Below are 12,030 nucleotides of genomic sequence, written 5' to 3'. Positions count from 1 at the left end.
CCCAGGTCACTAGACCACCTCGGGCCCCGGAGCATTCACCCGCTCCGAGGCCCTCCCCATTGCCCCCGGGTCAGTCTCCGAGCGTCAAGGTGACGGCGATGGGGCGGTGATCGGAGTGCGGCACGTCCGGGCCCGCAGGATCGCTCGGCTCCCATTCCTCGGTGATGAGGACGTGGTCGATCTGCTGGTCGGAACGGGTGCCGGCGGCCATCGTGGGGAACGGGCGCGCTTCGGCGAAGGCGTCGTGGACGACCTGGCCCAGGGGCAACTCCTCTGGCTCGAAGTTGAGGTCCCCGGCGACCACCACCGGCCTACCACGTTCGTGCGCGCTCCCCGCGATGTCGAAGAGGGCTTCCAATTGAGCCCGAGCGGTGGGGTCTCCCAGGTCGTAGCCCTGGGGTTGCAGGTGGGTGGAGATCACGGTGACCTCGGTGCCGTCGTGCTCGATGACCACCTCCAGGGCTTGGGCCCCGGTGGGCCCGCTCGCGGGGAGGGTATGTTGGCGCACCTCGGCGACCGGCAGGTTCGTGAGCAGGGCGTCACCCCAGAACGGGCCGTCGGCGGGCCCCCAATACGCGCTCATGCCCAGGTGATCGGCGAGCCGGGATAGCCCATCGTGCCCGCCATTGAGCAACCAACCCCGGTCCACCTCGCTGAGGGCGATGACGTCGGCGTCGAGTTCGCGCAGGATCTCGGCCTGTTCGGCGATGGACAAGCGCCCGTCCAGCCCGAAACCCATCCGCACGTTGTAGGCGGCCACCCGTAGACCGTCACCGTCTCGTTCGGGGGCCGTCACGTACGGGTGTGTCAGGGACGCCAAGACCGTGATCACCAGGGTGAGTACGGCCGCCACGGCGATCACCGCGAGCACGGGGCCCTCAGGCGCCGACGCGGCGTCGCCCCTTTGGAGCGGCATCGCGATAGTGAGCAGAAGCAGCGCGGCGAAGGGCACGTAGGCGTTGGGGACGTGCAGGTCGTAGGCGGCGTAGAAGGCGAACACCAACACCACGAAGCTCAGCACTCCCAAGGCCGCGAGGACGCCTGTTCGGGTGGAGGTGACGCCCGTGACGGTGTTCGTGGTGGCCCATCCCACGCAGGCGGCCAGAGCGAGTTGACCGAGCAGCACGGCGACCAGGGTCCAGGCGGGCAGCGCTCCGGAGGGATCGGTACCGAGCCACAGGATGAGCAGGGCGGCGAGCAGGACCGCCAGGGCGATGGCCGGCTGGAAGGAGAAGTGTCGGGGGTGGGCCGTGACGGCGACGGAGGCCACGGCCACCACCGCGAGAGCCGACGCCGCGTAGGGCGAACCGCCCACGGTCTCGGCCACGGCCGGGTTCGCCGTGTACAGGCCGGACAGGAACAGCAGGGGGCCCAGGGCGAGCCAGGCGCGGGGATCGGTCGGGGCCGCCGGGGTCGACGAGGCCCGTCGGGTACGGGTGGCCAGACCGAGGAAGCCGGCCGCCAGGGCCGCCACCCCGGTCCAGGCGAGCACATCATCGCGCCAGAGGAGGTCGACGGTGCCCAGAGCCGTGTGCAGGACGGCCGATGCGGCCACTCCGGCGACCAGCCCGGTCATGACTCCGTGCGCGCTCATTCGGCCATCGGTCGCCGTGGCCATCACCGTGCACACCAGCCACGCTGCGCCCAGTCCCATTAGCGCGGAGGCCAGGTACAGCTGAGGTTCGCCACCCTCGGTGGTCTGGAGCAGCACCCGGCCGAGGGCGAGCAGTCCGCCCGTGACCAGGGCCAAGGACAGGGGTGATAGCCACCGGGACAGGAGCACGAACGGGAAGGGCGCCAGGAACCAGGCGAGGGCGAAGGCGCCCATGAGTTCGGGGCTGGTGGCGCCGGCCTGACCGAAGAGGGTGATCAGTGACGGAAGGAAGACCCGGAGCACGTCCAAGAACAGGACCGTGCCGAGCATGGTGACCAGTCGTCCCCGCTGCATGGCGCTCCGCTCTGTGGGGGCAGGCAGACACGAAGAATTCTCACCTTTACCACCCCACAGAGCAAGGGGCCACGGCCAAGGACGGGACCGATCGGCCTCGCCCCGGGAATCGGTCTCAGACCGTGATCAGGGGGACGCGATAGTTGACGGAGGCAGCGATCTCAGAGATATCCCCCGGGTCGGAGGTGACCACTGTGAACCGCGTCCTGATGGCGGTCAACACCACCATCGCGTCCACCACATCGCTGGTCACCGACGCACCGAGCAGAACACCGACGCGCTTCGCCGCGACTTCGTCGAAGGGCACTACCTCGCAGACCTTCACCAAGCGGGCCATGACCGCTTGACGGGCCCCTTCACGCCATACCTGTGCCAGAACGACGGCCGGCAGAAGTGGCCGACGCCCGGCCCCGACCTCCTGGAGACAGTAGGTCCACACACTCCCTTTGGGCTTGGCCTCGGCTTGGAGGAGGGCTCCCGCATCCAGGATCAGGCCACGGGGACGCAGCACCGTCATTCCTCGGCCCCCTCGCTCACACGGTCCAGATGCGCCAAGGCCTCTTCGCCGGCCTCGACCTCATCCAAAGGGATGGGTCCGCCGACACCCGAAGCCTCCAGGTCGGCCTTCGCCTGGGCCCTTTCCTCAGGCGAGGGTTCACCGTGCTCGGCGAAGTGCGCCTCCAAGGCCGCCTGCGCCTCGGCGAGATCCGCTTCTCTGACCGCGGCCTTGTTCAGCCATCTGGAGAGAGGGATGCCTTCGCGCTCGGCCGCACGGCGGGCACGTTCGACGGTCTCGGACTCAAGGGACACGGAAAGCTTCTCAGCGGACATGACTCCACGGTAGACGAAAAGTAGGAACCAAGTAGTACTTTTTCCGGAACAACGAGAGGGGCGGGAACCGATCGGTCCCCGCCCCTCGTCTCGTGTACTCGGTCGCGTGTGGTCAGCGCGTCTCGTAGCCCTCGGGGAGCCACGCCCGCCACACGTCGGGGTTCTCCTCCACCCAGACCTCTGCGGCCTCCGAGGGATCCATCCCCTCATCGGCGATCATCGCGGCGACCTGGTTCTGATCGGCGTTGGTCCAGTGCCAGTTGTCCAGGAAGCGGTACGCGTGGTCGTCGTCCTCCACGAAGCCCTTACGGAAGATCTTGTTCAGGTCGTAGAGCGGATAGTCGCAGTCGACGAACTCGAGATCGGCGTCGCAGCCCTCGTAGTAGTCCGGGAAGTCGATCTTGACCAGGTCGATCTCCTGCTGCAACCACTGCGGCTCGTTGAAGTAGAACAGCACCGGTTCCTCGTTGGCGTACCGGCGCCGCACCTCGGTGACCTGGGAGGCCTCCGAACCCGCGTAGACGATCTCCAGGTCCAGGTCGAAGGCGTTGATCATCCCCTGGTCCTGGGTCGCGAAACCGGGCGACCCCCCCAGGAACTCGCCCTTGTCACCGGTCTCGGCGGTACGGAAGACCTCGGCGTGCTCCTTGATCCCCTCCAGCGTGGTGATGTTCGGGTACTCCTCCGCCACGTAGGCGGGCATGTACCAACCGATCACACCCTCATTACCGGTGGAGCCGCCGTCCACGACGGTGTCGTTGCCCTCGGGGCCGTACAGTTCGTACAGGTCCTCGTGACCCCAGTTCTCCAGGATCACGTCCAAGACCCCCTGGTCGAGGGCCTGCCAGGAGGGCTGTTCCTCCAACCGGACCAGCTGGACCTGGTAGTCCATCTCCTCTTGGAGGATGTGCTGCAACACCACGGCGCTGGCCTCGTAACCGACCCAGCCGTTGAGGGCCATGCGCACCGTGTTGGGGTCCCGGGCGAGCTGGTCGGTGCGCACCGCACAAGAGCTCACCATCACCAGGGCCAACCCCACGGCGAACAGCCGGAGCAGGGCCTCCTTGCTCAGCAACCTAGGCACGGGGTGCCCTCCTTCCCTGCGTGAGGCGGTCCAAGAACAGCCCTAGGCAGACGATCGCCAACCCAGAGGCCAGGCCCAGGCCGAGCTGGTTCTGGGACAGGCCGAATACCACGTCGAAGCCGAGCGAACCGGCACCGACCAGCGCGCCCATGACCACCATGGACAGCACCAGGATGATGCCCTGGTTGATGGCCAGCAGCAGCGAGCCACGGGCCATGGGGAGTTCCACCTTGGTGAGCAGTTGCCACTTGGTGGATCCCTGCGAGACTGCGGCCTCGATGGTGCCGGCGGACACCCCGCGGATACCGTCGTTGACCAGACGGACCACCGGCGGCAGGGCGAAGATGACCGCGGCCACCAGAGCGGGGACACGACCGATGGTGAACAGCGCGACCGCCGGAATGAGGTAGACGAACGGCGGCAGTGTCTGCATGGCGTCCAGGATGGGGCGCGCGATCGCGGCGAGGACGTCACTACGCGACATCAACACGCCGCCGACCACGCCCAGCGCGATGGTGACCACGGAGGCCACCAGAACCTGGGACAGGGTGTCCATGGCGTTGTCCCACACACCCAGCAGGCCGATGACCACGAAGGCCGCCCCACAGACGATCGCGGCGCGCCCACCAGCGAAGATCCAGCCCAGGGCGGCGGCGACCAGGACCACCAGCCACCAGGGTGAACCGGTGAGCAGGGCGCTCAGCGGACTGAGCACCCAGTTCAGGGTCCACGTGCCCAGCATCGCGGTGAAGGTGCCGATGCTCGACTGGATCACTTCGTAGAGGGTGTTGACCGGGTCGGCGATGTCGAGGGACGCCTCGCGCGGCCAGCCGCCCAGGTCGAAGAGCCGGCCGACCACGGTCACCAGGATGACCAGGGCGAGCAGTCCACCCCACAGCGGCAGGCGGTACCTTCGCGGGATGTCCGGGGTGTGCGCGCCATGGCCGACCGCTCCGGTGACCCGGTCCATCGCGATCGCCAGCATGACGATCGCCAGTCCCGCCTGGAACGCCTGACCGACGTTGATCTTGGCCAACGCCTGGTAGATCGCGTCTCCCAGGCCCCCGGCACCGATCACCGACGCGATCACCACCATGGAGACCGCGAGCATGATCGTCTGGTTGACCCCCAACAAGATGGTGCGCTTGGCCATCGGCAACTGCACCTTGGTGAGGAGCTGCCAGGACGTGGACCCCAGCGACGTCGTCGCCTCGATCGCTCCCTTGGGAACCTCACGGATGGCCAGCGCCGTGATCCGCACGACCGGTGGAAGCGCGTAGACCGCGGTCACCACGGCGGCCGCCGGGTTGCCGATGCCGAACAGCAGCACGAACGGCAACAGGTAGGCGAAGGCCGGCATGATCTGCATGAAGTCCAGTACCGGCCGCAGGCCCCGGTGGAACCCCTCGCTGCGTCCGGCGAGGATACCCAGTGGGATACCGAACAGCAGGGCGATGAAGACCGCGGTGATGATGAGCGACAGCGTCGTCATCGCCTCGTTCCACAGCCCGCTCAGGGCGAACACCGCGAAGGTGGCCAACACCAGCAGCGCCACCCGCCACCCGGCGATCCGCCAGGAGACGGCCACGCCGAGGGCGGTCACGCCCGCCCAGGTGAGGAAGGTCAGGAACTGGTTGATCAGCACGACGGCCGAGCCCAGTCCCACGGAGACGTAGTTGAAGAAGTACAGGAACAGCGGACTGTCGTTGCGGTTCGCGACGATCCACTCATAGATCCCATCGAGCCAGGCCATGAAGGACTCGCCGACCCCGGTCGGGAAACCTCCCGCCCAGGCCGGACTCCCCATGAGCCGGGCCGCCCAGTAACCCGCGATGAGGACCGCGACCACCAGCAGGGCTTGTACCCAGGTACCGCGCAGCCGCCCCCCGGGACCCCCGGAGCCGGTCGGACCGGTCACCGAGGCGCCGACCGGTTCGGTCACCGTGGCCATGTCACCCACCGTTCCCGGTCGAGGTCACGTCACCGTGGTCGATGGCGCCATCGGGGATCTCCTCCACGGTCTCCTCCACGATCGTGTCGACCTGTTCGGAGTCGTCCAACTGGTCCTCGGCGATGGCGCGCAGCACGTCGTCACGGCCCACGTAGCCGAGCAGGGCCTCGCCCTCCATCACTCGGACCGGTGCGATGCTGGCGGCCAGCATCGGCAGGACCTCGGCCAGGACGGTTCCGGGCGCGGTGATCGGACCATCGGTACGTTCCCCCGGGTAGGCGTCACGGATCAGCCACCGAGCGGTGAGCACGGTGGTGCGGGCGACGTCGGAGGTGAAGTCGGCGACGTAGGCGTTGGCCGGACGGCCCACGACCTCCTCGGGCGTGCCCACCTGGACGAGTTCGCCGTCACGCATGATGGCGATGCGGTCGCCCAGTTTGAGCGCCTCTTGGAGGTCATGGGTGATGAACACCGATGTCTTGTTCAGTTCGCGCTGCAGCCGGATGACCTCGCTTTGCATGTCACGACGGATCAGCGGGTCCAGCGCGCTGAAGGGTTCGTCGAACAGCAATACCTGCGGGTCGACCGCCAAGGCGCGGGCCAGGCCCACCCGCTGCTGCATACCGCCCGACAACTCGCCGGGGTAGGCGTTCTCCTGGCCGGCCAGTCCCACCATGTCGATCATCTGGCGGGCGCGCTCGTAGCGTTGGGCGCGTGGCGTACCACGCACCTCCAACCCGTAGGCGACGTTGTCGATGATCCTGCGGTTGGGCAACAGTCCGAAGTGTTGGAAGACCATCGCCATCTTGTGTCGGCGCAACTCGCGCAGCCGCTGTTCACTGGCCTTTTCGATGTCCTCACCGTCGAGTTCCACCGACCCCGAAGTGGGTTCGATCAGCCGGGTCAGACACCGGATGAGCGTGGACTTACCGGACCCGGACAGGCCCATGACCACGAAGATCTCGCCGGGACGCACGTCGAAGGAGACGTCGCGCACCGCGACGGTGCAGCCGGTCTCCTCCTTGATCCGATCCCGGTCGGCGTGCTCCAGTTCGGTGCCGATGACCTTGTCCGCGTTCTTGCCGAAGATCTTCCACAGGTTGCGAACCGAGAAGGTCGCCTCTGAGGCGCCTGTGGTGGGTTCGGGCTCGGTGGCCTGGGTGCTCATCGGTTCTCCTCCTTGGCGGCCGAACGATCCTGACGAATCAGGTCGGCGGCGCGTTCGCCCAGTGCCAGCACCATGACCATGGGGTTGGGTGTGGGCAGGGTCGGAAAGACCGAGGCGTCCGCCACCCGCAGGCCCTTGAGCCCACGAACGCGAAGCCGGGGGTCGACCACCGCGCCGTCGTCGTCGACCGCGCCCATACGGCAGGTGCCGGCCGGGTGGTAGACGGTGTGGGCGGCGCGACGTCCGTACTCGGACAACTCCTCGTCGGTTCGAACCTCAGGACCGGGCGCGACCTCGCGCTTGATCCAGGACTTGAACGGTTCGGTGGCGGCGACCTCACGGGCGATCTTCAGGCCGTCCACGATGGTCTGCTCGTCGTAGCCGTCGGGGTCGGTGAAGTAACCGAAGTCCAGGGCGGGCTGCACCTTGGGGTCGTCGCTGGTGAGGTAGAGCCGGCCTCGTGAGCGGGAGCGCGGGATGTTGGGGGTCATGCAGACCGCGTAACCGTCCTCGGGGGAGGCGTAGCCCAGCCGCTTCGTGTTGTCGTCGAAGGGGATCTGGTAGATGTGGAACATCAGGTCCGGGCGGGGGTCGCTATCGTCACGGCGGACGAACAGGGCCGCGTCGGAGTCCATCACGGTGTTCTCGGGGACCCGCTCGTTGGTCTCCCACATGATGATCGACTCGGGGTGGTCCTGGAGGTTCTCCCCGACTCCCGGCAGGTGGTGGTGGGAGTCGATGCCCACGGAGGCCAGTTCCTCGGAGTCTCCGACCCCGGAGAGCATCAGCAGCCGCGGACTGTCGATGGCCCCGGCGGCGAGGATGACCTCGTGGCGGGCGTTGACGGTGATCCGTTCACCGTCGGAGGTGGTGGCGGCGACGCCGGTGGCGCGGTCACCGTCGAACAGGATCCTGTCGACCCAGGTCTCCAGCAACATCGTGAGGTTGGCGCGCACGTCCATGATGGGGTGCAGGTAGGCCACCGAAGCGGAGGAACGGTAGCCGGTGTAGGGGTCGTAGGCGATGGACAAGAAGCCCGTTCCTTCGGCGAAGCCGCCGCCATGCGAGGTGAGGGCGTTGAAGTCCTCGATGACCGGAACGTTCGCGGCCTTGGAGGCCGAGGACACCCAGTCCTTGACCATGGTGTTGCGGTCCTTCTCCGCGATCGGGATGATGTTGCACTTGATCCGGTCCGCGTAGGACTGAACGGTGGCGTTGTCCCAACCCTCGGCTCCGGCTGCGACCCACTCGTCGAGGTCCTCGGCGAACGGACGGAAGCTGATCAGCGTGTTGTGGGAGGAGCATCCACCCAGTACACGGGCCCTGGAGTGCAGGATGTGCGAGTTGCCGTTGGGCTGTTCGGTGGTGGTGTACCCGTAGTCCAGGTCACCGCCGAGAACGCCCAGCCAGTCGCGGAGTCGGAGCACGTGCTCCAAGTCCCGGTCGTCGGGTCCGCCCTCGATCACACAGACGGTGGTGTCGGGGTCCTCGGTGAGCCTGTCGGCGATCACCGAACCCGCGGTCCCACCACCGACGATGACGTAGTCGTAGGTGGTCTCTTCGTTGGACACGGCCCGAATCCTCTCGTTCCTCTTGTCTAGGGATGCCGGGGGGACGACCTGTGGTGCGTTCGGTCGCTTCTTCGCTCATGGGTGGGCCATCCGTCGGCGGCGGGCGGTGGCGCGCCGGCGGAGGGCCGGGTGGTCTCGGCCTCGGGACGCCGAAGCCGGGGTCGGTCAGCCGAACCAGCGCTGCGGTTCGGGTGCCAGGTTCCGGTAGATGTGCTTGGCCTCGCGGTACTCGTCGAGCCCGGCCAGACCCAGCTCACGGCCGACACCACTGCGACCGAAGCCGCCCCATTCCGCGCCTGGGAAGTAGGGGCCGTAATCGTTGATCCACACGGTTCCGTGGCGCAGGGCGGCGGCCACACGCTCACCTCGGGCGGTGTCGGAGGTCCACACCCCACCGGAGAGCCCGTAGTCGGTGTCGTTGCCCAGTTCGATGGCCTGCTCTTCGGTCTCGAAGCGCTCGACGGTCACGACCGGGCCGAAGACCTCGTTCTGCACGATGTCCATGGATCGGTCGCAGTCCACGAACACGGTGGGGCGGTAGAAGTAACCGTCCTGGAGTTCGGGCTCGTCGGGGCGTTTGCCACCGGCGATGATCCGAGCACCTTCTTCCCGACCTCGAGCCACGGCCTTTTCCACCTTGGCGCGATGTTCGGCCGAGGTCAGGGGCCCACAACGCACGCCCTCGTCCTGACCGCGGCCGATCCGAATGGCTTCGGCGCGACGGGCGAGCTCGGTGGTGAAGGCGTCGTGGACTTCGTTGTGCACGATCAGACGTGCCCCCGCCGAACACACCTGGCCGGAGTGGAAGAACGCGGCGTTGAGCGCGTAGTCCACGGCCGTGTCCAGGTCCACGTCGGGGAAGATGATGTTCGGGTTCTTGCCACCCAGTTCCAAGGCGACCTTCTTGACCGTTTCGGAGGCGGCGGCCATGATCCGACGTCCGGTGACCAGACCACCGGTGAAGGAGATGAGGTCGACGTCGGGGTGCTCGGACAGTGGCGCGCCCGCGTCGGGTCCGCTGCCCATGACCAGATTGACCACGCCCGCCGGGATCCCCGCTTCGGTGGACAACTCCACCAGTTTGGCGGTGGTGACCGGGGTGACCTCGCTGGGCTTGATCACCATGGTGTTACCGGCCGCGATGGCGGGCGCCATCTTCCAGGCCAGTTGGAGCAGCGGGTAGTTCCACGGGGTGATCATGCCGCACACGCCCACGGGCTCGTAGACGACCTTGCTGTGCACTCCCTCGGGCGCGGCCACCAGGCGGCCCGCGTCCTTGTCGGCCAGGCCGGCGTAGTAGCGGAAGACGTCGGTGACGTCGTCGACGTCCATGCCGCCCTCCTCGATGGTCTTGCCGGTGTCGAGGGATTCCATGACCGCGATCTCCTCACGGTCACGTTGCAGCAGGTCCGCGATCCTGTGCAGGATGTCACCACGGTCGGCGGCGGTGGTCCGACGCCACTCACCGGAGTCGAAGGCGCGCCGTGCGGCGGCGATGGCCGCTTCGGTGTCGGCACGGCCACCTTCGCTGACGATGGTCAGCACGGAGGCGTCGGCGGGGTCCAGGATCTCCCGGACCCGTCCGTTGCCCCCCCCCCGCCACTCACCATCGATGTAGAGACTGGTGGCGGTGGCCGATCCCGGCTCGGCCAGGTACGGCGCGGACGGCAAGGTTACGTTGGGCTGGTTCACGGATCCCTCTTGCCCAGGATCGGTAGTCACAAACTGCCTCTTCTCATAGGCCACATTCCTTACAACCGTGCCACAAACCTCGATGAACAGGAAAAACAGCGCGCTGTGGCTTCAGGGACCCCTGTCGGTGGCGTTGCTCACCGGCCCCACAGAGACAAGATCCATGCCAGGCACGGGGAGGACGGGACAGTGACACCCATTACCAGGGAAGACGAGAACAAGACTTTGACGTACATTAGGCGTACCTAAGTTGGTTCGTCCTGCTCCTCCGGGCCGTTTCTCCAAGCGACCGCCGCCCGCGAACCCATCGAGGAACGCATGCTGCTAGAACAAGAACGCCGTGACGTCTGCCTGACCGCCCGAGCCGTCGCCCGGCATCCGGGGGTGGCGCCCGGCGAAGCGGGCACCGTCAGCGTCCGCAGCGGCGACCTGGTGGTCGTCACCCCGCACGGGGTCCCGCTGGACCAGATCCAGCCCCAGGACTGTCCGGTCATGTCTTTGGACGACCGGATGCTGGAAGGGCGGCGCGATCCGGCCGCCGAGACCACCATGCACATGGCGGTGCACCGCCGCGCCGCCGAGCAAGGCCGGGACGTCACCGCCGTGGTCAACGCCTTCACCACCGATTCCGTGGCGGTGTCCACCATCGAAGTGGAGTTGCCCCCGATCCACCACCGCGCCGCCGGTCTGGGCGGCGCCATCGCCATCGCCCCGTACATGCCCTACGGCGGCGGTGACATCGCGGACCAGGCGGTCAAAGCGCTCAAGGGGCGGGACGCCGCACTGCTTTCCGGCCATGGAGGTGTGGCCCTGGGGCGCGACCTGGAGCACGCCTTGGAGAACCTGTTGTTGCTGGACTGGCTGAGCGCCACCTACCTGCGTGCCCGCCAGATCGGCCGGCCTCGGGTGCTGTCACAGGAGGAGTTGGCGCAGATCCGGCAGCGCGACACCTATGGTTGGGCCGGCCCCGACCCCTTCCTGTAGCCTCCGTCAGACCTTTCACGCAGCGCGTTCATCAGCCCATGGACCATCGGCACACAGCTCCGCCATACCTCTTTGAACCGGGTGGTTTCGGGAGGTGAACTCCCGGTCCACCAGGGGAGGAAGGAAAGGGGTGGCCACATTCGGACACCCGGATTCCAGGACGAAGGCCCTGGTACCGGCCACCCTCGAACAGGAGAATGGTGCCGACCACCCGCCGGCAGGAGGCCACATGCGTTGCAGTTACATCAGGCTCCTCGTGAACGACTACGAAGCCTGCTTCCGTTTCTACTCCGACGTCCTCGGGCTGCCCGTGCTGTGGGGTGACGAGAACAGTCGCTACGCCGAGTTCGACGTGCACTCGTCGACCCGTCTGGCGATCAACCAGCGGGAGGTCATGGCCGAGGCCCTGGAAACCGACACCGCCGACCCCCAACTCCCCCACCAAGACCGTCTGGCGGTGATCTTCGAGGTCGACGACGTGGACGCCACGGCTGAGCGTCTGGTGGCCGACGGAGCCCGTCAGGTGATGGAACCGCGCGACTGGACGGCATGGGGCATCCGCGCCGCCCACTTCCGGGACCCGGACGGCTACCTGTTGGAGATCAACCACCCCCTGATCCCCGTCGTCGACGTAGAGGTGCCCGAAGTGGAGGAACCGATGCGCGAGGTACGACTGCCGGAGTGATGGCCTCCCCGCTCAGCGCCTGGGTTGGGGGCGTTGGAGGTGCGGGCCGGGTTGGGGCGCCTGGGTCGTGGCACGCGTTGGTGGGGGCGCGTCGGGTGGGGTGTGGGTGGTTCTTC

The 12,030-nt window shown here is 67.3% G+C and carries 10 protein-coding genes; 2 read left to right on the top strand and 8 right to left on the bottom strand.

Annotated features, from left to right (window positions below; translation table 11 throughout):
• Window positions 1–70: 70 nt before the first annotated feature.
• The 8 genes from D472_RS0123525 to D472_RS0123490 all read right to left on the bottom strand — a co-directional run bounded on the left by D472_RS0123525 (window position 71) and on the right by D472_RS0123490 (window position 10,245).
• The gene (locus D472_RS0123525) at window positions 71–1,948 is read right to left on the bottom strand and encodes an endonuclease/exonuclease/phosphatase family protein (protein ID WP_017606891.1); all 1,878 of its coding nucleotides are present in this window, start codon (window positions 1,946–1,948) and stop codon (window positions 71–73) included.
• A 115-nt stretch (window positions 1,949–2,063) separates the two neighbouring features.
• Window positions 2,064–2,465: a type II toxin-antitoxin system VapC family toxin gene (locus D472_RS0123520; RefSeq protein WP_017606890.1), complete on the bottom strand. Its 402-nt coding sequence runs from the start codon at window positions 2,463–2,465 to the stop codon at window positions 2,064–2,066.
• Entirely contained in the window at window positions 2,462–2,779 is a 318-nt protein-coding gene (locus tag D472_RS0123515) for a hypothetical protein (RefSeq protein ID WP_017606889.1), read from the bottom strand. Before D472_RS0123515 ends, D472_RS0123520 begins: the two co-directional genes overlap by 4 nt.
• 112 nt (window positions 2,780–2,891) lie before the next feature.
• Window positions 2,892–3,800, bottom strand: a complete 909-nt coding sequence (locus tag D472_RS0123510; protein WP_083903564.1) for a glycine betaine ABC transporter substrate-binding protein — start codon at window positions 3,798–3,800, stop codon at window positions 2,892–2,894.
• Window positions 3,801–3,855: 55 nt separating this feature from the next.
• Complete coding sequence (locus D472_RS0123505) at window positions 3,856–5,814, bottom strand: ABC transporter permease (RefSeq protein ID WP_033304550.1); 1,959 nt, start codon at window positions 5,812–5,814, stop codon at window positions 3,856–3,858.
• Between the two features lies 1 nt (window position 5,815).
• Window positions 5,816–6,982 (bottom strand): quaternary amine ABC transporter ATP-binding protein, encoded by a 1,167-nt coding sequence (locus D472_RS0123500; protein WP_017606886.1) that lies wholly within the window; start codon window positions 6,980–6,982, stop codon window positions 5,816–5,818.
• On the bottom strand, window positions 6,979–8,553 hold the full coding sequence (locus D472_RS0123495; RefSeq protein WP_017606885.1) for a GMC family oxidoreductase: 1,575 nt from the start codon (window positions 8,551–8,553) through the stop codon (window positions 6,979–6,981). The genes D472_RS0123500 and D472_RS0123495 overlap by 4 nt, the downstream gene beginning before the upstream one ends.
• A gap of 165 nt (window positions 8,554–8,718) precedes the next feature.
• Window positions 8,719–10,245, bottom strand: a complete 1,527-nt coding sequence (locus tag D472_RS0123490; protein ID WP_017606884.1) for an aldehyde dehydrogenase family protein — start codon at window positions 10,243–10,245, stop codon at window positions 8,719–8,721.
• Window positions 10,246–10,563: 318 nt separating this feature from the next.
• Here D472_RS0123490 and D472_RS0123485 point away from each other — a divergent pair, with 318 nt between their 5' ends.
• Both D472_RS0123485 and D472_RS0123480 read left to right on the top strand, forming a co-directional pair.
• On the top strand, window positions 10,564–11,229 hold the full coding sequence (locus tag D472_RS0123485; protein ID WP_017606883.1) for a class II aldolase/adducin family protein: 666 nt from the start codon (window positions 10,564–10,566) through the stop codon (window positions 11,227–11,229).
• Between the two features lie 229 nt (window positions 11,230–11,458).
• A complete protein-coding gene (locus D472_RS0123480; RefSeq protein WP_026118005.1) occupies window positions 11,459–11,914 on the top strand; it encodes a VOC family protein in 456 nt (151 codons plus the stop codon).
• Window positions 11,915–12,030: the final 116 nt, after the last annotated feature.

This window comes from Nocardiopsis alkaliphila YIM 80379, assembly GCF_000341005.1.
GTDB lineage: Bacteria > Actinomycetota > Actinomycetes > Streptosporangiales > Streptosporangiaceae > Nocardiopsis > Nocardiopsis alkaliphila.
The sequence above is the reverse complement of the archived record's forward strand: the minus strand, read 5'-3'. Positions and strand labels throughout refer to the sequence as shown.

Excerpts from the sequence above, each read along its gene's own strand:
- D472_RS0123525 (WP_017606891.1), bottom strand. The coding sequence starts at position 1,948 with ATGCAGCGGGGACGACTGGTCACCATGCTCGGCACGGTCCTGTTCTTG.
- D472_RS0123520 (WP_017606890.1), bottom strand. The coding sequence starts at position 2,465 with ATGACGGTGCTGCGTCCCCGTGGCCTGATCCTGGATGCGGGAGCCCTC.
- D472_RS0123515 (WP_017606889.1), bottom strand. The coding sequence starts at position 2,779 with ATGTCCGCTGAGAAGCTTTCCGTGTCCCTTGAGTCCGAGACCGTCGAA.
- D472_RS0123510 (WP_083903564.1), bottom strand. The coding sequence starts at position 3,800 with ATGGTGAGCTCTTGTGCGGTGCGCACCGACCAGCTCGCCCGGGACCCC.
- D472_RS0123505 (WP_033304550.1), bottom strand. The coding sequence starts at position 5,814 with ATGGCCACGGTGACCGAACCGGTCGGCGCCTCGGTGACCGGTCCGACC.
- D472_RS0123500 (WP_017606886.1), bottom strand. The coding sequence starts at position 6,982 with ATGAGCACCCAGGCCACCGAGCCCGAACCCACCACAGGCGCCTCAGAG.
- D472_RS0123485 (WP_017606883.1), top strand. The coding sequence starts at position 10,564 with ATGCTGCTAGAACAAGAACGCCGTGACGTCTGCCTGACCGCCCGAGCC.
- D472_RS0123480 (WP_026118005.1), top strand. The coding sequence starts at position 11,459 with ATGCGTTGCAGTTACATCAGGCTCCTCGTGAACGACTACGAAGCCTGC.